At 65.6% G+C, this 19142-nt stretch carries 17 protein-coding genes; 13 read left to right on the top strand and 4 right to left on the bottom strand.

Annotation, left to right across the window (positions count from 1 at the left end; genetic code table 11):
• Positions 1 to 22 precede the first annotated feature (22 nt).
• Positions 23 to 1087, bottom strand: coding sequence for an alanine dehydrogenase (gene ald / locus IE071_RS05335; RefSeq protein ID WP_189440073.1), 1065 nt, complete (start codon positions 1085 to 1087; stop codon positions 23 to 25).
• Between the two features lie 217 nt (positions 1088 to 1304).
• On the opposite strand from ald, the gene trxB reads away from it, so the two are divergent.
• The 3 genes from trxB to aat all read left to right on the top strand — a co-directional run bounded on the left by trxB (position 1305) and on the right by aat (position 4279).
• On the top strand, positions 1305 to 2267 hold the full coding sequence (trxB, locus tag IE071_RS05330) for a thioredoxin-disulfide reductase (RefSeq protein ID WP_189440072.1): 963 nt from the start codon (positions 1305 to 1307) through the stop codon (positions 2265 to 2267).
• A gap of 111 nt (positions 2268 to 2378) precedes the next feature.
• Positions 2379 to 3554 (top strand): GNAT family N-acetyltransferase, encoded by a 1176-nt coding sequence (locus IE071_RS05325; protein ID WP_189440071.1) that lies wholly within the window; start codon positions 2379 to 2381, stop codon positions 3552 to 3554.
• The gene (aat, locus tag IE071_RS05320) at positions 3551 to 4279 is read left to right on the top strand and encodes a leucyl/phenylalanyl-tRNA--protein transferase (RefSeq protein ID WP_189440070.1); all 729 of its coding nucleotides are present in this window, start codon (positions 3551 to 3553) and stop codon (positions 4277 to 4279) included. Before IE071_RS05325 ends, aat begins: the two co-directional genes overlap by 4 nt.
• A gap of 12 nt (positions 4280 to 4291) precedes the next feature.
• On the opposite strand, the gene IE071_RS05315 is transcribed toward aat, so the two are convergent.
• Positions 4292 to 5104, bottom strand: a complete 813-nt coding sequence (locus tag IE071_RS05315; RefSeq protein ID WP_189440069.1) for an HD-GYP domain-containing protein — start codon at positions 5102 to 5104, stop codon at positions 4292 to 4294.
• Between the two features lie 105 nt (positions 5105 to 5209).
• Complete coding sequence (gene ispG / locus IE071_RS05310) at positions 5210 to 6469, bottom strand: flavodoxin-dependent (E)-4-hydroxy-3-methylbut-2-enyl-diphosphate synthase (protein WP_189440068.1); 1260 nt, start codon at positions 6467 to 6469, stop codon at positions 5210 to 5212.
• A 284-nt stretch (positions 6470 to 6753) separates the two neighbouring features.
• Here ispG and ccoN point away from each other — a divergent pair, with 284 nt between their 5' ends.
• From ccoN to ccoS, 7 genes are read left to right on the top strand one after another with little or no spacing between them, the layout of a single operon-like run.
• Entirely contained in the window at positions 6754 to 8220 is a 1467-nt protein-coding gene (gene ccoN, locus IE071_RS05305; protein ID WP_189440067.1) for a cytochrome-c oxidase, cbb3-type subunit I, read from the top strand.
• Between the two features lie 10 nt (positions 8221 to 8230).
• Entirely contained in the window at positions 8231 to 8878 is a 648-nt protein-coding gene (gene ccoO, locus IE071_RS05300) for a cytochrome-c oxidase, cbb3-type subunit II (RefSeq protein ID WP_189440066.1), read from the top strand.
• Positions 8875 to 9063 (top strand): cbb3-type cytochrome oxidase subunit 3, encoded by a 189-nt coding sequence (locus IE071_RS05295; protein ID WP_189440065.1) that lies wholly within the window; start codon positions 8875 to 8877, stop codon positions 9061 to 9063. The genes ccoO and IE071_RS05295 overlap by 4 nt, the downstream gene beginning before the upstream one ends.
• Positions 9060 to 9968 (top strand): cytochrome-c oxidase, cbb3-type subunit III, encoded by a 909-nt coding sequence (gene ccoP / locus IE071_RS05290; RefSeq protein ID WP_189440064.1) that lies wholly within the window; start codon positions 9060 to 9062, stop codon positions 9966 to 9968. The genes IE071_RS05295 and ccoP overlap by 4 nt, the downstream gene beginning before the upstream one ends.
• Positions 9952 to 10182 carry a hypothetical protein gene (locus IE071_RS05285; protein WP_189440063.1) on the top strand — a complete coding sequence of 77 codons (231 nt, stop codon included), beginning with the start codon at positions 9952 to 9954 and terminating at the stop codon, positions 10180 to 10182. Before ccoP ends, IE071_RS05285 begins: the two co-directional genes overlap by 17 nt.
• Positions 10179 to 12470 (top strand): heavy metal translocating P-type ATPase, encoded by a 2292-nt coding sequence (locus IE071_RS05280; protein WP_189440062.1) that lies wholly within the window; start codon positions 10179 to 10181, stop codon positions 12468 to 12470. Before IE071_RS05285 ends, IE071_RS05280 begins: the two co-directional genes overlap by 4 nt.
• On the top strand, positions 12467 to 12664 hold the full coding sequence (gene ccoS, locus IE071_RS05275; protein WP_189440061.1) for a cbb3-type cytochrome oxidase assembly protein CcoS: 198 nt from the start codon (positions 12467 to 12469) through the stop codon (positions 12662 to 12664). The genes IE071_RS05280 and ccoS overlap by 4 nt, the downstream gene beginning before the upstream one ends.
• 70 nt (positions 12665 to 12734) lie before the next feature.
• Here ccoS and IE071_RS05270 read toward each other — a convergent pair whose 3' ends face one another.
• Positions 12735 to 14678 carry an acetyl-CoA hydrolase/transferase C-terminal domain-containing protein gene (locus IE071_RS05270; RefSeq protein WP_425503425.1) on the bottom strand — a complete coding sequence of 648 codons (1944 nt, stop codon included), beginning with the start codon at positions 14676 to 14678 and terminating at the stop codon, positions 12735 to 12737.
• 66 nt (positions 14679 to 14744) lie between these two features.
• Here IE071_RS05270 and IE071_RS05265 point away from each other — a divergent pair, with 66 nt between their 5' ends.
• From IE071_RS05265 to IE071_RS05255, 3 genes are all read left to right on the top strand, one after another.
• Positions 14745 to 16187: a phospholipase D-like domain-containing protein gene (locus IE071_RS05265; RefSeq protein WP_189440059.1), complete on the top strand. Its 1443-nt coding sequence runs from the start codon at positions 14745 to 14747 to the stop codon at positions 16185 to 16187.
• A gap of 99 nt (positions 16188 to 16286) precedes the next feature.
• Positions 16287 to 17636 carry an exodeoxyribonuclease VII large subunit gene (gene xseA, locus IE071_RS05260; protein ID WP_189440058.1) on the top strand — a complete coding sequence of 450 codons (1350 nt, stop codon included), beginning with the start codon at positions 16287 to 16289 and terminating at the stop codon, positions 17634 to 17636.
• 66 nt (positions 17637 to 17702) lie between these two features.
• Positions 17703 to 19133 carry an aldehyde dehydrogenase family protein gene (locus IE071_RS05255; protein ID WP_189440057.1) on the top strand — a complete coding sequence of 477 codons (1431 nt, stop codon included), beginning with the start codon at positions 17703 to 17705 and terminating at the stop codon, positions 19131 to 19133.
• The last annotated feature ends 9 nt before the right edge of the window (positions 19134 to 19142 follow it).

Below are 19142 nucleotides of genomic sequence, written 5' to 3'. Positions count from 1 at the left end.
CTTCCTTAGTTCCAGACCAGGGTCAGAGCATACCTTGCAATGCCGGATGTACCAGCTTGCCGCCATCGACGTTGATGCCGCCGGCGAGCGGAGCGAACTCGCGCCATTCGTTGCCAGCCGCCAGACGCTGCACGTACGGCAGGATCGCAGCGGAGATCGCCACCGACGAGGTCTGCGGCACCGCGCCCGGCATGTTGGTCACGCAGAAATGCGTCACGCCGTGCACGTCATAGGTCGGCTCCTTCCAGGTGGTCGGCTTGGAGGTCTCGAAGCAACCGCCTTGGTCGATCGAGATGTCGACCAGCACCGAGCCCGGCTCCATCGTCTTGACCATCGCTTCGGTGACCACACGCGGCGCCTTGGCGCTGGGGATCAGCACGGCACCGACCACGATGTCGGCATCACGCACTTCCTCGGCCACCGAGGATTCATAGGCGTACAGCGCGGTGACGTTCGGGCCCATCGCCATCATTTCGGCGAGGCGGTCCTGGCGCTTGTCGAACACCACCACATTGGCACCGGCAGCGGCGGCCAGTGCAGCGGCGTTGCCACCAGCGGCGCCGGCGCCCAGCACGACGACCTTGCCACGCGGGGTCGAGGCCATGCCGCCCAGCAACTTGCCCTTGCCGCCCTGCGGACGATGCAGCAGGGTGGTGCCGATCTGAGTGGCGATACGGCCGGCGATCACCGACATCGGCAGCAGCAGCGGCAGCACGCCGTTCTCATCCACCGACTCGAACGCGATACCGGTCAGGCCGATATCGAGCAGGCTCTTGGTCAGCGCCGGTTCGGCGGCCAGGTGCAGGTAGCAGAACAGCAGGTGGTGCTTCTTCAGCAAGGCCAGATCGCCCGCGACCGGCTCCTTCACCTTGACGATCAGCTCGCCCGCCTCGTACAGCGCGGCGGCGTCCGGCACGATCTTGATGCCCTGCTTGACGTAGGCCTCGTCGGCGAAGCCGCTCTTCAGGCCGGCGCCAGACTGCAGGAACACTTCGTGGCCACGGCGCACCAGATCGGCGGCAGCGGCGGGAACGAGGGCAACGCGACCTTCAAGGGTCTTGGTTTCGGAGGGGATACCGATACGCATGGGAGCAGTCCTGTGGGTTCTTAAGCCGGGGGCGACTTGCGTGCACCCAGCCTGGTTAATAAAGCATCAAGTAGCTGGAAAGCTTGAATCGGGGTGCTCCCTTCCCCATCCTTGCGGATTCAGACTCCGCCTCGCCCGCGAAACGGTCAGATGAAACCGCGGCAGGGGTAGAAGCGAATAACGATCAAAGCTGCCAGTTAACCCAAGGATTATAACCATGACGACCCCCAAGCACAGCCGCCTGCTGATCCTCGGCTCCGGCCCCGCCGGCTACACCGCTGCGGTGTATGCGGCCCGTGCCAACCTGAAGCCGACCATGATCACCGGCCTGCAGCAGGGCGGCCAGCTGATGACCACCACCGACGTGGACAACTGGCCGGGCGACGTCGAAGGCTTGCAAGGTCCGGCGCTGATGCAGCGCATGGCCGAACACGCCGAACGCTTCCACACCGAAATGATCTTCGACCACATCCACACCACCGACCTGAAGCAGCGCCCGTTCCGGCTCAAGGGCGATTCCGGCGAATACACCTGCGACGCGCTGATCATCACCACCGGCGCCACCGCGAAGTACCTCGGCATCGAAAGCGAGGAGAAGTACAAGGGCAAGGGCGTCTCCGCCTGCGCCACCTGCGACGGCTTCTTCTTCCGCGACCAGGACGTGGTGGTGATCGGCGGCGGCAACACTGCGGTCGAGGAAGCACTGTACCTGGCCAATATCGGCCGCAAGGTCTACCTGGTGCATCGCCGCGACAAGCTGCGCGCCGAGAAGATCATGCAGGACAAGCTGTTCGAGAAGGCTGCTGCCGGCAAGATCGAACTGGTCTGGAACCACAGCATCGACGAGGTGCTCGGCGACGACACCGGCGTCACCGGCGTGCGTGTGAAGGACGTCAACTCCGGCGTCACCCGCGACATCGCGGCGACCGGCTTCTTCGTGGCGATCGGCCACACGCCGAACACCGGCATCTTCGAAGGCCAGCTCGACATGCACGATGGCTACATCAAGATCCACAGCGGCCAGCACGGCATGGCCACGATGACGTCCGTGCCGGGCGTGTTCGCCGCCGGCGACGTGGCCGACCATGTGTACCGCCAGGCAGTGACTTCGGCCGGCTTCGGCTGCATGGCCGCGCTGGACGCCGAACGCTGGCTGGATCAGCAGACCCCGGCGAGTTGATGCATTTGCCCCCTCTCCCCCGACCATGTCGGGGGAGAGGGTTGGGGTGAGGGGAAAGCTCTTGCTCTTGCTCATGCGAAGCTCTCGGCAAAAATCATCTATAACCATTCCATGCTGACTGCCCGCTTCCATGCCGCGATCGCCGAACTGCCTGCCGCGGAGTGGGACGCGCTGCGCGCCGATGCAAATCCGTTCGTGTCGCACGCGTTCCTCGCTGCGCTGGAACAGAGCAGCTGCATTCTTCCCGACTGGGGCTGGCAGGCCCATCACCTGGGTTTGTATGAAGATGGCCGGCTAGTCGCCGCCGCACCGCTGTACCTGAAAGGCAACTCGCACGGCGAGTTCGTGTTCGACTGGAGCTGGGCCAGTGCGTGGGAGCGCGCCGGCGGCGAGTACTACCCGAAACTGCTCAACGCGGCGCCCTACTCGCCGGTGCCTGGCCCGCGCCTGCTTGCCGGCAGCCATGAGGAAACACCCCAGCTACAACGCGCGCTGGTGGAAGCCATGCGCAGCGAGGCCGATCGGCTCGGGCTGTCCTCGGTGCATGCGAATTTTCTGCAGGAAAGCGAACTCGCTGCGTTCGGCACAGACTGGCTGACTCGCTCGGACGTGCAGTTCCACTGGCACAACCACGGCTACCGCCACTTCCCTGCCTTTCTCGCCACGCTCAACCACAAGAAGCGCAAGAACATCCTGCGCGAACGCAGCCAGGTGAAGGCCAGCGGCGTGACGATCGAATGGCGCAGCGGCGATACGCTCAGCCACGACGAATGGTGGCAGGTGCACGCGCTGTACGAAGCCACCTTCGACATGAAAGGCAATCACGCGGCATTGACTGCGGCGTTCTTCCATCAACTCGGCGAACTGGGTCAGACCGCGCAGCTCGCGCTGGCGCGCAGGCACGAAACCATTGTCGCGATGGCGCTGTTCGTGCAGAGCGACGACGTGCTGTACGGGCGCTACTGGGGCGCGTCGGTGGACATTCCCGGGCTGCATTTCGAGCTGTGCTACTACCGCGGCATCGAACATGCGATCGCCCGCCAATTGACCCGCTTCGAACCGGGCGCGCAAGGCGAGCACAAGCTGGCGCGTGGCTTCCTGCCGGTGCGCACATACTCGCGGCACTATCTGGCGAACCCGGATTTCCGCGCAGCCGTGGCCGCAGCGCTTGCCAGCGAGGCGCAAGCGGTCGACGCGTATGTCGTCGATCTGCAAAGTCACAGCCCGTATGCCAATCACGGCTCCGCCGAACACCATCGCGCCGATCACAGCCGGACCGAACGATGATCCGCCTGCCGCTACTGGATCCCGAGGCATGGGATCGCTTCCCCGACCCGCGTCATGCACTGGCCGAACCGAATGGCTTGCTGGCGTTCGGTGGCGACCTGTCGCCGCAACGTCTGCTTGCCGCCTACACCCACGGCATCTTTCCGTGGTTCAGTGAAGGCGAGCCGATCCTGTGGTGGTCGCCCGATCCGCGTTGCGTGTTCCGCACCGAAACCGCGCGAATCAACCGCAGCCTGCGCCGTCAGTTGAGCGGCCGGCATTGGCGGTTGACCGTCGACCATGCCTTCGACCAGGTCATCCGCGCCTGCGCCGCGCCACGCACCAACGACTCGGGCACCTGGCTGGTGCCGGCGATGATCGACGCCTACGTGCAATTGCATCGCCTGGGTCACGCACACAGCGTGGAAGTCTGGGATGGCGAGCGGCTGGTCGGTGGCATCTACGGCGTCGCGGTCGGTCGGCTGTTCTGCGGCGAATCGATGTTCAGCGCCGAAAGCGGTGGCTCCAAGCTCGCGCTGGTCGCGCTCGCCCGCCTGCTGCATGACATGGATTTTCCGCTGATCGATACCCAGGTCAGCAACGCGCATACGCTCGGTCTGGGTGCGGTCGAGATACCGCGCGGGCAGTTTCTGCAGCAGGTCGCCCAGCTCGGCCAACGCTCCGGACTCGTCGGCAGCTGGGCCGCGTTCACGCCACGCTTGATCCAGCCCTGCGCGGCCGATTGACGGCTGCCGGCTTCAGCCCACCGGAACGCGACCGAGCGCCTTGAGTTCGTCGTAATGCTCCAGGAACAGCGCCACCAGATCCGGATCGAGCTGGCTGCCGGCGACCTGGCGCAGATAGTCCAGCACCTCGGACTCCGGCCACGCCGGCTTGTAGACCCGTGCCGTGATCAGTGCATCCCACACATCGACCACACTGAAGATCCGGGCGGCCAGCGGAATAGCCTTGCCACGCAGACCTTGCGGATAACCGCCACCATCCCAGCGCTCGTGATGGCTGTGCGGAATGTCGCCAGCCTCACGCAGGAAATCCACTCGCTGCAGCAACTCATGACCGAGTTGCGGGTGCTGACGCATGACCACCATTTCCTCATCGTCCAGCTTGCCTGGCTTGATCAGCACGGAATCCGGCAACGCCAGTTTGCCAATGTCATGCAGCAGCGCGCCAAAACTGAGATTTTGCAACGCCTTGCCTTGCACGCCAGCCAGACGCCCCAGACCCACGGCCATCCGCATCACCCGATCGGAATGATCACCCGTTTCCTTGTGGCGGATGTCCATCGCCGACACCAGCACCCGCAGCGCCTGCTCGTGGCCCTGCAGCAGCGTATGGTTCGCTGCCTTCAAGCGGCGCAGATCGCGGCCGATCATCCAGAACAACAACGCCCCGGTGATCAGCACGAACAAGATGCCCTTGATGCTGTGCAGACGGCTGAGTTCCGCCTGCCCATGCACCAGCAGGTTCAGCGCACGATCGGAAAGCCATATCCACAGCACGGACAACACAACGTAGATGCTGGTGGTACGGAACTGGGGAGTGAACCTCACAGCAGAACTCCGGCGAGAACGTCTCGCGCACGACAGGCACACCGCGCATCTTGCGGGCAGGCGGCAGTGTGAAGCACTACCCGCCGCAGCGATGTGACCAAAACCTCAGCCAGCCCGCACGGCGTACTTGCGTGCCACGTAATCGTCGAGGATGCCGACGAATTCGTTCGCGATATTGTCGCCACGCAAGGTCATCGCTTTCTCGCCGTCGATGAATACCGGTGCCGCCGGCGCCTCGCCGTTGCCGGGCAGCGAGATGCCGATATTGGCGTGCTTGGATTCGCCTGGACCGTTGACGATGCAGCCCATCACCGCCAAGGTGAGGTTCTCCACACCGTCGTACTTGATGCGCCAGACCGGCATCTGAGCGCGCACATGTTCCTGCACGGTCTTCGCCAGTTCCTGGAAGAACTCGCTGGTGGTGCGACCGCAACCGGGACACGCCGTGACCAGCGGCGTGAACGAGCGCAGGCCCATCGTCTGCAGCAGCTCCTGCGCCACGATCACTTCGCCGGTGCGCGAGGCGCCCGGCTCCGGCGTGAGCGAGATGCGGATAGTGTCGCCGATACCCTCCTGCAGCAGCACCGCCAGCGCCGCAGCGGATGCGGTGATGCCCTTGGAACCCATGCCGGCTTCGGTCAAACCCAGATGCAGCGCGTAGTCGCAACGCGCCGCCAGATCGCGATACACCGCGATCAATTCCTGCACGCCGGAGACCTTGCACGACAGGATGATGCGATCGCGCGCCAGCCCGATCTTCTCGGCCAGTGCGGCGGAATCCAGCGCCGAACGGATCAGCGCCTCGCGTGCCACGTGCGAGGCGTCCCACGGATCGGCGCGCTGCGCGTTCTCGTCCATCAGCGCGGTGACCATGCTCTGGTCGAGTGAACCCCAGTTCGCGCCGATGCGTACCGGTTTGTTGTAGCGCAGCGCCATCTCGATGATCGCGCCGAACTGGCTGTCCTTCTTCTTGCCGAAACCGACGTTGCCGGGATTGATGCGGTACTTCGCCAGCGCCTCGGCGCAGGCCGGCTCGCGCTCCAGCAATTGGTGGCCGTTGTAGTGGAAGTCGCCGATGATCGGCACGTCCACGCCCATCATCGCCAGCCGTTCGGCGATGCGCGGCACCGCGGCGGCGGCGGCCGGCGTGTTCACCGTGATGCGCACCAGTTCGGAACCGGCACGGGCCAGCTCGGCGATCTGCTTCGCCGTGCTGGCCGGGTCTTCGGTGTCGGTGTTGGTCATCGACTGCACCACCACCGGCGCACCGCCACCGACGTGGATCTTGCCGATCTGCACGGCCACGCTGGGCCGGCGTAGCGCCGGTTCAGCCGGGCGCGGTTTGTGCGAAGCAATCTCACTCATGGAATCAACCGGATGACAGGTCGCGACGATGCGCGACGACACTGCCAAGGATACCCGATCGGGCTTGCCGGCCTGTGGCAAATCCACGCAGGCTGGCCAACAAGGCTGCTGTTCGACCAGCCGTGTCATGCCTGTTTTCACAGATCCGGACGATCGACCGGCCCCTCCGCGGAAAACACAACCTGCACGAAGGCTGGACGGATTGTCGCAGCAAGTTGATCGTAGTCATGGCACGGTATCCCGCAAGGGCGAATACTGCTGCTGGTATCCATTGGGGAAGCCACATGCCGAATACTGAGTATTACAACGACAAGGTGGTGCGCCAGTTCCTGCTGGCTGCCGCCGTCTGGGGCATCATCGGCATGTCGGTCGGCGTGTATATCGCCGCCGAGCTGATGTGGCCCGCACTGAACTTCGACATACCCTGGATCACCTTCAGCCGGTTGCGTCCTGACCACACCTTCGGCGTGATCTTCGCCTTCGGCGGCTCGGCCTTGATGGGTACCTGCTACTACGTGGTGCAACGCACCGGCCACGCGCGGCTGGCACTCGGCAAACTGGCCGGATTCACGTTCTGGGGCTGGCAGCTGATCTGCGTGCTGGCGATGGTTTCGATGCCCCTGGGTCTGACCACGAGCAAGGAATACGCCGAGCCGGAATGGTGGATCGCGCTGCTGACCGCGGTCGTGTGGGTGAGCTTCGGCACGGTGTTCTTCGCCAGCCTCGCGCGGCGACGCATCAAGCACATTTACGTGGCAAACTGGTACTACGGCGCGTTCATCATCGCGGTGGGGTTGCTGCACATCGTCAACCACCTGTCCTTGCCGGTGTCGTGGACGAAGTCGTACCCGATCTACTCCGGCGTGGTCGATGCGATGGTGCAGTGGTGGTACGGCCACAACGCGGTGGCGTTCTTCCTCACCGCCGGCTTCCTCGGCATGATGTATTACTTCGTGCCGCGGCAGGCACAGCAGCCGCTGTGGAGCTACCGCTTCTCGATCGTCAATTTCTGGGCGCTGATCTCGGTCTACATGTGGGCCGGCGCGCATCACCTGATGTACACCGCGCTGCCAGACTGGGTGCAGTCGGTCGGCATGGCGTTTTCGTTGATCTTGCTGATGCCGAGCCTGGGCTCGGCGGCGAACGGCCTGCTCACCTTCAACGGCTCGTGGTGGCGACTGAAGACCGATCCCGCTGCCAAGTTCATGGTGATGTCGCTGGTGTTCTACGCCGCGTCCACCTTCGAAGGTTCGATGATGGCGATCAAGACGGTGAACTCGCTGACGCATTACACCGACTGGACCATCGCCCACGTGCATTCCGGCTCGCTGGGCTGGGTGGCGATGATCACCATCGGCTCGCTGTATGCGATGGCGCCACGCGCACTGGGGCGTCCGGAGATGTACTCGCGCAGCGGGATGGAGCTGCATTTCTGGCTGCACATGACGGGCACCCTGCTGTACGTGGGCTCGATGTGGACCGCCGGCGCCACCGAGGGCCTGATGTGGCGCGCCACCAATCCCGATGGCGCGCTCACCTATGGCTTCCTCGACAGCCTGATCGCGATCAAGCCGATGTACCTGATCCGCTGGCTGGGTGGCGTGTTCATCCTGTCCGGCATGTGGGTGATGGCGTGGAACCTGTGGTACACCGCGGCGGATGCGCGGGCACGGCTGATCAAGCCGATCCCGGTGCCGATTCCCGAGCCGGTGCCGCATCAGGTACCCGCCCCGCTGCCTGCGGCCGGTTGAGGACGAGATCATGGCCTACAAGCATTTCGAAGCGATCGAGAAACACGCCGGCCTGCTCGGCATCCTGATTGCGATCATGGTGTCGTTGGGCGGCTTGGCCGAGATCACCCCGCTGTTCGTCGAGGCGCATACGCTCAAGGCGCCACCGGGCGTGCATCCGTACGATCCGCTGCGGTTGATGGGCAAGGACGTCTATGTACGCGAGGGCTGCTACCTGTGCCACTCGCAGATGATCCGCGCGCTGCGTTTCGAGACCCAGCGCTACGGCCACTTCTCGACCGCGGCCGAGTCAGTTTACGACCGTCCGTTCCAGTGGGGCTCCAAGCGCACCGGGCCGGATCTGGCCCGCGTCGGCGGCAAGTATTCGGACGACTGGCAGCGCATGCATCTGATGCATCCACGACAGGTCGTGCCACAGTCGAACATGCCCGGCTACCCTTGGCTGGCTGAAAAGAAGCTCGACGCCGCCGACATCCAGGCGCGCATGCGAACCCTGCGCCGGCTGGGCGATCCGTACAGCGACGCCGAGATCGCCAGCGCACCTGCGGCGGTGGCGGACAAGACCGAGCTGGATGCGCTGATCGCGTATCTGCAGGGGCTTGGCATCAAGAACGAACCGACGTCGATGGCAGCCAGCAGCGATGGAGGTGCGCCATGACTCCGATGAGTCCGGTCTGGGGTTACCTCACCGGCGCCATCATCCTGCTGATGATGTTCACCTTCATCGGCATCTGGATCTGGGCCTGGCGCAAGCACCACCAGTCTTCATTCCAGCGCATGGCGCAGTTGCCGATGGAAGACGAACCCGAAGCTGATGTCGATATGCAGGAGAATCGTCGATGAGCATCGGATGGTCGTTGTGGGTGATGTTCCTGGTGACGCTCAACCTGGGCATCACGTTTTTCCTGTACCTGTGGGGACCGCGCGTAAAGATCCCGACCCTTCCCGACGGCACCAGCGGTCACGTGTGGGCTCATGGCGTATTGCGTGAAGGCGTGCGCAAGCTGCCGCGCTGGTGGGTGCTGTTCTCGGGCGCCATGTTCGCCGCCGGCTTCACTTATCTGGCGCTGTTCCCCGGTTTCGGCAGTTTCAAGGGCATGCTGGGCTGGACCTCGCACGGCGAACTGGCGCGCAACGTGGCCGCCAACGAGGCCACGCTCGCGCCGCTGATCGAGCGCTTCAGGCTGTACCCGGTCGAGCAGCTGACCAATGACCCGGCCGCACGGCAGATGGGCAAGGTGCTGTTCGAGGACAACTGCGCCGCCTGCCACCAGCGCAGCGCGAAAGGCAACGTGGCGCTCGGCGCGCCCGACCTCACCGACAACGACTGGCTGTACGGCGGCAGCGGCAAGGACATCACCACCTCGATCCACGACGGCCGCAGCGGCGTGATGCCGCCGTGGGCCAGCCTCGGCGCGGACAACGTGAAGAACCTGGCGCAATACGTGTTGAGCCTGTCCGGCTCGCCGCACGACGAGGCCAAGGCCGCCGCCGGCAAACCGCTGTTCGCCACCTGCGCCGCCTGCCATGGCGCCGACGGCAAGGGCAATCAGGCGCTGGGCGCACCCAACCTCACCGACCACATATGGCTGCATGGCGGCAGCGTGGCCGAGATCGAAAAGACCATCGGCGAGGGCCGCCAGGGCCACATGCCGGCGTGGAGCCCGCGACTGACTGACGATCAGATCCACACCGTCGCCGCCTACGTCTATCACCTGTCGCACGATGCCGATGCCAGCAGCCAATGACATCGCCGGCCGCCACAGCGGCGCCTGGTATTGCCAGCCGGTGCTGTGGCTGGGCAGCGTCGTCTTCGTGGCCTCGCTGGCCGGTTGCGTGTGGATGATCGTGCTCGGCGCGCGTCACGCCGATACGCCGCTGGATACTTCGCACACCGTCTTCGGCGTACCGGTCAGCGCACACAGCAGTCCGCAGCATCCTCCGACCGACCCGCCACGATGAGCACTTGCGCGGCCGGCACTTATGCAGCGGGCACTTATGCGGCATGGGCCCATCCACAACTCGCCGCGCAGGTGTTGCGCAGTCGCCGCGACGGTTGCAGCGAGATCGCCTTGCGCGTCGAATCGTTGCATGACCCGCGGCAGGTGCTGTGGCTGGAGCAACGCATTCGCGCCCTGCCCGGCGTGCGGCATGTAACCATCGACCGTCCGGCCCGGCGCGTGCGTGTGGTGTGGGATGCGCAGCGCACCTCCCTGCCCAGCCTGCTCGACAACTTTGCCGCCGCGCACTGCCCGGCGCAGCCGCTGCAGCACGACAGCATCGACGACGCCCGCTCGCGCGAACAGCACGATGCGCTGAAGCGGCTGCTGGTCGCCGGCATGTGCGCGATGCAGGTGATGACGTACGCGTTCGTGATCTACATCGGCGTGGTCGATTTCGTCGACTTCAGCACGCGCCACCTGTTCCGCTGGCTCGGCCTGATCACCACCGTGCCGCTGGTGTTCTACTCGGCCCGGCCATTCTTCGCCGGCGCCGTGCGCGAACTGCGCGAACGCCGGCTCGGCATCAACCTGCCGGTGGCGCTGGCGGTGGCGCTGGTGTTCCTCGCCAGCACGTTCAACACGCTGCGCGGCAGCGGCGAGATCTACTTCGATTCGGTGAGCATGTTCGTGTTCCTGTTGCTCGGCGGTCGTTATCTGGAACTGCGCTCGCGCCATCGCAGCGGCGCGCTCGGTGACGCGGTGATCGACGCATCGCCCCTGCTGGCCGAACGCCGACGCGACGATGGCGAACTGGAAACGGTCGCCGCGATCACCCTGCTGCCCGGCGATCGCGTGCATATCGCCGAAGGCAGCACCGTGCCGGCGGACGGCGTACTGGAAAGCGCGCGCGTGCAGGTGGACGAGGCGTTACTGTCGGGCGAATCCCGCCCGCTGTACCGCGTACGTGGCGAGCGGCTGATCGCCGGCAGCGTGCTGCTGTCCGGGCCGGCCGAGCTGCACGTTGAGCATGGCGGAGCGACCACCACGATGGCGCGACTGGGTGCGCTGGCCGCTCGTGCACGGCAGGCGCGCAGCCTGCTCGGTAGCAGCGACCGCGAGATCGGCCGCTTCGTCAGCCGCGTGTTGTTGCTGACTGCGCTCACTGCGCTGGGCTGGCTGCTGGTCGATCCCGCGCGCGCCTTCGAGGCCGCCGTGGCCGTGCTGGTGGTGGCCTGCCCCTGCGCGTTCGCGCTGACCCGACCGGCCACGCTGACCCGCGCACTCGGCGTGCTGGCCGGTCGCGGCGTGCTGGTCACCGACGGCGCCGCACTCGTCACGCTGGCGCAGGTCGACTACGCGCTGTTCGACAAGACCGGCACGCTAAGCGTGCCGCAACTGGATCGCCGCGCGGTCGAACCGCTGCGCGGTGACACGCCGGAACAGGTGCTGCAACTGGCCGCTGCGCTGGCCCACGAAAGTTCGCATCCACTGACCCGTGCGCTCGCCGATGCCGCCCGCCAGTACGCGCTGCCATTGCGTGCGCAGTCGGTGCAGGTCAGCGCCGGTGCCGGCATCAGTGGCGAAGTCGATGGTCGCCCGCTGCGCCTGGGTCGCGCCGACTTCGCACTCGCGCCGAGCAGCCAACCCGCGCCAGTCAGTACGGCGGGCGCGCTATTGCTGGCCGATGCGCAAGGCGCCATCGCGGCGTTCCATCTGGACGAACAACCGCGCGCCGACGCGCGCCGCATGCTCGACGCGCTGCGCGCCGACGGCATCCTGCCGACGATCGCCAGCGGCGATGACGCAACACGCGTGGCTGCATTGGCCAAGCGTCTCGGCATCGACGACTGGCATGCACGCCAGTCGCCCGCCGACAAGCTGGAACGGCTGCAGGCCGCGCGACGCGACGGCCGCCTCACGCTGGCCGTCGGTGATGGCAGCAACGACGCACCATTGCTGGCCGGCGCCGACGTCTCCGCCGCGCTGACCTCGGGCACCGAGCTGGCGCAGGCGCACGCCGACCTGCTGTTGCTGGATGGACGCCTGGACGGCCTGATCGATGCCCGCGTGATCGCCCGTCAAGTGCAACGGGTGATGGCACAGAGCCGGCGCTGGTCGCTGCTGTACAACCTGTGCGCCGTACCGTTCGCCGCATTCGGCTACGTGCCGCCATGGCTGGCCGGGATCGGCATGTCGCTGAGCTCGCTGGTGGTGGTGCTGAACGCGCTGCGCGTCGGCCGCGACGAAACATCCGAGCATCCAGACCCGACCGGCCCTACGGAAAGCACGAGTGAGCTGCACGCATGAACATCCTGCTGGTGCTGATTCCGGTCACTCTGCTGGTCATCGTGGTCGCGGTGGCGCTGTTCTTCTGGGCGGTCAATCATCAGCAGTTCGACGATCTGGACAGCCCCGCGATCCTGCCGCTGCTGGATGATCCGCCGCAAGAGCCCACCCCGAAGCTCCCCGAAGAAACCGATCCGTCCACGCCAGACATGTAGGAGCCCGCTGGCAGGCAATGCTCTTGTTCCCATGTACGAAAGACGAAGAGCATTGCCCGCCAGCGGGCTCCTACATTTTTCGCCGCAGTGCCGCCTGCAGCAGGCGACGTTGCAGGCGATCGACCAGCTTGACCGGATGAGTCAGGCTCATCCGCGCCAACGCCTCGGCTTCACCCGAAGCCACTGCGCCGGGCCGACAGGCTGCGCGCAGCAGCCGGAATCTTCCACGCCAGCTGCTGCCGCCGGCTTTCAGCCAGTTCAATGCCGGCAGCAGGCGCTGCTCGACCTCGCTGAAATCGCTGCCGAACGGAAACGTCGGCAACAGGCCTTTGTGCTGGAACGGCGCCAGCGCCTCGCGCAGGTAGCGCGGACGATGCCGACGCCAGGCTTCGGGTATCACGAAATCCGCTGCCAGCTTGCCGTGGGCCTTCGCCTGCGCGCACAGCGCGTCGAGAAAGCGCGCATCGCTGATCGACAACATCGCCTCGACGCACTCGCTGTCGCTCTTGCCGCGCAGGTCGGCGACGCCGTATTCCGTGATGAAGATATCGCGCAGATGGCGCGGGATGGTGGTCTGGCCGTAGTTCCAGCGGATGTTGCTCTCGATGCCGCCACGCACCTGCCGGGTCGCGCGCAGCAGCAGCGCCGAGCGACCTTCCGGCAACTCATGCGCCATCGCCACGAAGTTGTACTGACCGCCGACGCCACTGACCACGCTGCCATCGTCCAGTGTGTCCGACACGGCCGCACCGAGCAGGGTCGCCATCATGCAGGTGTTGAAAAAGCGCGCACCGCGTCGCTGCAACATCGCCAGCGCCTGGTGATCGCCGTACAGCTGATTGACGTTGGAAACCGGACACATGTCGATCGCATCCGGATCGGCCGCCTCGGTGGCATCGAGCCATTCGTACAGTTCGTGCGAGCCGAGAAAGAACGCGCCGCGCAGGTAGTGTCCACCGGGCACGTCATCAGCCAGTCGCCCGGCGACCGAGGCACGTTCCAGTGCGAGGTTGTCCCAGCTGCGCCGCTTCAGGATGCCGGCGCGTTGCAGGTGCATGAAGCCGTCCATCACCATTTCGCTGGCGCCATACAGGCCGGTCTGGAACGCCGCCAGGCCACCCAGCCATCCGGCCATCGCATGCGTGGCGCCACGCGGATCCAGCGCTACCAGCGCGCGTCGCCACATGGTGTTGTCCTGCTGGCGCAACAGCAGCGCCTTGACCAGCGCGTCGGACAACGCGCCGATGCCGATCTGCAGGCAGCCGCCATCCTTGACCAGTGCGCTGGCGTGCAGGCCCAGCGCGTATTCGGCCAGATCGACCGGCAACCGCGGCAGCGCGAACAGCGGCGGCGAGGTTTCCGGCTGCAGTTCCACGTCGAAATAGGCTTCGGCCACTTCGGCTTCGCCGCTCAGATACGGCAGATCCGGATGCACCACCGCCACGCACATCGGTCGCTGCTTGCCGGCGAGCTGCGCCTGGCGCAGGAAATCCAAAGTCAGATCCGGATTGCACGAGAGGCTGTAGCGCACACCGTCCGGCCCCTCGCGGCGCGCCACCAACTGCACCAGCAGGTTGATATCCTGCACCACCAGGTCGCGGGCGACGTGGGTGTAGTTCTGGCTGATGTAGTTGCGCTGCGCGCTGCCCGAACGCAGCAGCGCACCGGACTGCAGGTAGAACTCGTGCACTTCGACATTCGACGGTAGCGCATTGCGCGCCTGATCCAGCGCGTATTGCGGATCGACCTGATCGGCGCCGAAGTGACGTTTGAGGAACGGCTCGAGAAACCGCTGCTCCAGCCCCGGCGCCGGCTGCGGCCGGGTCAGCGACAGCGCGGTGTACAGACGCAACGAACGGGCCGGATCAGCCGCGGTATCGCGGTACAACGCATTGAGCAGCCCATGCGGCTTGCCCAGACCCAGCGGCGCGGCAATGCGCAGGTCCGCCCCCAGTTCCTCGGCGAGGTAGCGCGCGCAGGCATCGGTGTCGGTGTAGCGGTGCTCGATCGGCATGCGCCAGATCATGCCAGAAGCTTGCCAAAGACAACGTGCACACAGGTCATCGCCTAAACTCGTTGCATGCCCACGCCGCTGATCCTCTCCACATCGAACCGCCTGCTGGCCGAACAGGCGCTGAGTCGAACCGCCGGTGCACCCCTGCTCAACGGCAACGCGGTGGAATTGCTGATCGACGCCGCTGCGCATTACGACGCCTGGCTGGCGGCGATCCGCGGCGCGCAGCAACGCGTGCTGCTGGAGAACTACATCATCCGCGACGATGAAGTCGGCTGCGCGTTCCGCGAGGCCCTGGTCGAGCGTGCGCAAAGCGGCGTGTACGTCGCCGTGGTGGTGGACTGGATCGGCTGCCTCGGCCAGTCGCGCAACTCGTTCTGGGCGCCGTTGCGCGCGGCCGGTGGTGAAGTGCGCGTGTTCAATCCACCACAGCTGGGGCAACCGTTCGGCTGGATCAGCCGCGATCACCGCAAGCTGTTGGTGGTCGACGGCGTGCATGGTTTCCTGTCCGGCGTATGCATCAGCGCGAAATGGCTGGGTGACCCGGCGCGCAACGTGCCGCCCTGGCGCGATACCGGCGTGGCGCTGCATGGCCCTGCCGTGGCCGAGCTGGAGGCCGCGTTCGCGCAAAGCTGGAGCGAGATCGGTGCCGCGCTGCGGCAGTTTGTGCCGCTGCCGGAACCTGCTGCGGCAGCCGGCAATGTCTCTTTGCGACTGATCGCCACCCAGCCAGCCACCGCCGGCATGTACCGGCTCGATCAATTGATCGCCGCGATGGCACGCAAGACGCTGTGGCTCACCGACGCCTATTTCGTGGGCCTCGCCCCGTACGTGCAGGCACTGGTCGCGGCGGCGCGCGACGGCGTGGACGTGCGCCTGCTGGTGCCTGACAGCAGCGATATCCCGGCGGTGGCCAGCGTGTCGCGTTCGGGCTACCGGCCGTTGCTGAAGGCCGGCATCCGTGTGTTCGAGTGGAACGGCTCGATGCTGCACGCCAAGACCGCGGTGGCCGACGGCCAGTGGGCGCGGGTCGGTTCGTCCAACCTCAACATCGCCAGTTGGCTCAGCAATCGCGAGCTCGATGTGGCGGTCGAAGATGCCGGCTTCGCCGGTCAGCTTGCCGCGCAGTACGAAAAGGATCTGGGCAACGCCACCGAAATCGTGCTCGCGCCCCGTCGCCATGGCAGCAGTACACGCGTCCGCGCCAGTGAAGCACCACCGCCGCGGGTGCGCCACGGTGGCGGCAGTTCCGGTCGCGCCGCCGCCGGCGCACTGCGCATCGCCAACAGTGTCGGCGCTGCACTGACCGATAAACGCGTGCTCGGCGACGACAGCTCCGGCGGCTCGCTGTTCATCGGTACGCTGGCACTGATCGGACTGGCCGTTATCGCGATCCTGTGGCCGGCGTGGATCGGCTGGCCGTTCGGGGCACTGGCCGGCTGGTTCGCACTCAACCTCGGCATCCGCGCCTGGCGCGTGCGCAAGCGGCGCACCGCCGACAAGGATTGAACGTCGCAAAATCTGCTTGAAGTGCTCCCTGCACTCCCTCCTTCAAGCAGATGTTTTTTCACGACTTGATACTTTCACCATGCTAGGCTCGCTCCCCTTATGCATGCGCCGTCCGACGACACCACACCGCGCCACGTCCTGACCCCAAGCTCGCTCAACCGGCTGGTGCGCGACCTGCTGGGTGATGCGCTGCCGCAGGTGTGGATCGAGGGCGAGCTGTCGAACGTGGCCAAACCCGCGTCCGGCCATCTGTACTTCACTCTGAAGGACAGCGGCGCGCAGGTGCGCTGCGCGATGTTCAAGCTGAAAGCGTCCGCCCTGCGTTTCCGCCCGGCCGACGGCATGCAGGTGCTGCTGCGCGCCAAGGTCGGCCTGTACGAACCGCGCGGCGAATTCCAGCTGGTCGCCGAATACATGGAACTGGCCGGCGAAGGCGCGCTGCAACGCGAGTTCGAACAACTCAAGGCACGACTCGATGCCGAAGGCCTGTTCGCGCAGACGCGCAAGCGCGCCCTGCCCCGTTACGCGCGCCGCATCGGCGTGATCACCTCGGCCACCGGCGCCGCCGTACGCGACGTGCTGAGCGTACTGGCGCGGCGCTGGCCACTGGCCGATGTCGAGGTACTGCCGGTGCCGGTGCAGGGTCGCGAGGCGCCACCAGCGATCGTCAAGATGTTGCGCAAGGCCTCGGCCAGCGGCCGTTACGACGTCCTGCTACTGACCCGCGGCGGCGGCTCGCTGGAAGACCTGTGGGCGTTCAACGACGAGGTCGTGGCGCGGGCGATTCATGCCAGTGCGGTGCCGGTGGTTTCCGCCGTCGGCCACGAGATCGACTTCAGCATTGCTGACTTCGTCGCCGATCTGCGCGCGCCGACCCCCTCGGCCGCAGCCGAGTTGCTGGTGCCCGATGCAGTGGCGATCGACCGTCATCTGCAGCAGCTGCTGCAGCGCCTGCTCACCCTGCAGCAACGTCAACTGCAGGCACAGGCGCAACGCGTCGATCATCTGCTGGCACGACTGCAGACACAGCGACCACAGGCGCGACTGCAGCGTGACCACGAAAGGCTGTTGCATCTGCAGCGCTGTTTGACTGCGGTGCTGCGCGAACAGAGCCAGCTTCGCCATACCCGACTGGAACGGTTGCACGCACGCCTGCTGGCACAACACCCTAGCGCGCGGTTGCCGCTACTGGCGCGTCGGCTGGCCGAACAGGATCAACGCCTGCGCCGTACCATCACCTACCTCTTCGAACGGCAGCAGACAAAGCTGCGCCATGCCGGTCACGCACTGCATGCGGTGAGTCCGCTGGCCACGCTGGAGCGGGGCTACGCGATTCTGTTCGAGGCCGATGGCCAGGTGCTGCGCTCGGCGAAGCACGTCGCCGTCGGCACCGCCTTGCGTGCGCGCCTGGTTGATGGCGAGTTGCCGTTGCGGGTCAGCGAAGACTGAATGGCTCACATTCGCTGAACACCGCGTGCATTTATGCTTGATGCGATGCCGTCAATGACGAAGGCCATGCTCAAGAAATCCTACCCCTACTACCTCGCCAATCAGCCGCAGCAGCCGAACACCGATCTGGCCGTGCTGGACAAGTACAGCGGCAAGGTGGCCACTCGGGTTGCGGTGCCTGATGCGAGGACTACCGAGAAGGCGATCGCTGCCGCGGTGAAGGCCACCACGCCGATGCGCAACTTCAAACCGTGGGCGCGCCAGGCGGTGTTGCAGCATTGCGCGAAACGCTTTGCCGAACGTCGCGACGAACTGGCCGAGGCGCTGTGCATCGAGGCTGGCAAGCCGATCAAGGACTCCGCCGGCGAGGTGACTCGGCTGATCGAGACATTCCAGATCGCCGCCGAGGAGGCCGTGCGCATCAACGGCGAGACGCTGAACCTGGAACTGGCCTCGCGTCTGGACGGCTATCACGGCTACACCAAACGCGTGCCGCTGGGTCCGGTGTCGTTCATCACACCGTTCAACTTCCCGCTGAATCTGGTCGCGCACAAGGTCGCGCCGGCGATCGCCGCCGGCTGTCCGTTCGTACTGAAGCCATCGGAGAAGACGCCGATCGGCGCGCTCATCATCGGCGAGGTGCTGGCCGAGACTGACTTGCCGAAAGGCGCATTCTCGATCCTCACGCTCGATGGAAAACACGCCAGCCCGCTGGTCGAAGACGAGCGCTTCAAGCTGCTCTCGTTCACCGGCGGCCAGGTTGGCTGGGAGCTGAAAGCTCACGCCGGCCGCAAGAAGGTGGTGCTGGAACTGGGCGGTAACGCCGCCTGTATCGTCGATGCGGATCAGGGCGCGCACCTCGACCGCGTGGTCGAGCGGCTGATCTTCGGCGCGTTCTACCAGTCCGGCCAGAGTTGCATCGGCGTGCAGCGCATCTACGCGCATGTCGACGTCTACGATGCGCTGAAGAAAAAACTCGTCACAGCCACGAAGAAGCTCAAGGCCGGCGATCCGAAACAGAAGGACGTGTTCCTCGGCCCGATGATCGACGAGGCCGCCGCCGAGCGCCTGCACGGCTGGATCGTGGACGCGGAAAAGGCCGGCGGCAAGATCCTGTGCGGCGGCAAGCGCAACAGCAACATGCTGGAGGCGACCTTGATGGAAGACGTGCCGCGCGATGCGAAGGCCAACCGGCAGGAAGCGTTCGGTCCGTACGCCCTGCTCGCCCCGTTCAAGAAATTCGACGACGCGATCGCGCTGGTCAACGATTCCGACTACGGCCTGCAGGCCGGCATCTTCACCGACAGCCTCGACCACGCCATGCGCGCATGGAATGAGCTGGAACAAGGCGGCGTGATCGTCAACGACATCCCCAGTTTTCGCGTCGACAACATGCCGTATGGCGGCGCGAAACTGTCCGGCCTCGGCCGCGAGGGCGTGCGCTACGCGATCGAGGACATGACCGAGATTCGCCTGATGGTGATGCGCGAACGCTGATCCGCGTGA

This window comes from Rhodanobacter panaciterrae (assembly GCF_014651895.1).
Taxonomy (GTDB): domain Bacteria; phylum Pseudomonadota; class Gammaproteobacteria; order Xanthomonadales; family Rhodanobacteraceae; genus Rhodanobacter; species Rhodanobacter panaciterrae.
The sequence above is the reverse complement of the archived record's forward strand: the minus strand, read 5'-3'. Positions and strand labels throughout refer to the sequence as shown.

Bases quoted from the DNA above. Each gene is read 5' to 3' on its own strand.
- ald (WP_189440073.1), bottom strand. From the start codon at position 1,087: ATGCGTATCGGTATCCCCTCCGAAACCAAGACCCTTGAAGGTCGCGTT.
- trxB (WP_189440072.1), top strand. From the start codon at position 1,305: ATGACGACCCCCAAGCACAGCCGCCTGCTGATCCTCGGCTCCGGCCCC.
- IE071_RS05325 (WP_189440071.1), top strand. From the start codon at position 2,379: ATGCTGACTGCCCGCTTCCATGCCGCGATCGCCGAACTGCCTGCCGCG.
- aat (WP_189440070.1), top strand. From the start codon at position 3,551: ATGATCCGCCTGCCGCTACTGGATCCCGAGGCATGGGATCGCTTCCCC.
- ispG (WP_189440068.1), bottom strand. From the start codon at position 6,469: ATGAGTGAGATTGCTTCGCACAAACCGCGCCCGGCTGAACCGGCGCTA.
- ccoN (WP_189440067.1), top strand. From the start codon at position 6,754: ATGCCGAATACTGAGTATTACAACGACAAGGTGGTGCGCCAGTTCCTG.
- ccoO (WP_189440066.1), top strand. From the start codon at position 8,231: ATGGCCTACAAGCATTTCGAAGCGATCGAGAAACACGCCGGCCTGCTC.
- IE071_RS05295 (WP_189440065.1), top strand. From the start codon at position 8,875: ATGACTCCGATGAGTCCGGTCTGGGGTTACCTCACCGGCGCCATCATC.
- ccoP (WP_189440064.1), top strand. From the start codon at position 9,060: ATGAGCATCGGATGGTCGTTGTGGGTGATGTTCCTGGTGACGCTCAAC.
- IE071_RS05285 (WP_189440063.1), top strand. From the start codon at position 9,952: ATGCCAGCAGCCAATGACATCGCCGGCCGCCACAGCGGCGCCTGGTAT.
- IE071_RS05280 (WP_189440062.1), top strand. From the start codon at position 10,179: ATGAGCACTTGCGCGGCCGGCACTTATGCAGCGGGCACTTATGCGGCA.
- ccoS (WP_189440061.1), top strand. From the start codon at position 12,467: ATGAACATCCTGCTGGTGCTGATTCCGGTCACTCTGCTGGTCATCGTG.
- IE071_RS05270 (WP_425503425.1), bottom strand. From the start codon at position 14,678: ATGCCGATCGAGCACCGCTACACCGACACCGATGCCTGCGCGCGCTAC.
- IE071_RS05265 (WP_189440059.1), top strand. From the start codon at position 14,745: ATGCCCACGCCGCTGATCCTCTCCACATCGAACCGCCTGCTGGCCGAA.
- xseA (WP_189440058.1), top strand. From the start codon at position 16,287: ATGCATGCGCCGTCCGACGACACCACACCGCGCCACGTCCTGACCCCA.
- IE071_RS05255 (WP_189440057.1), top strand. From the start codon at position 17,703: ATGCTCAAGAAATCCTACCCCTACTACCTCGCCAATCAGCCGCAGCAG.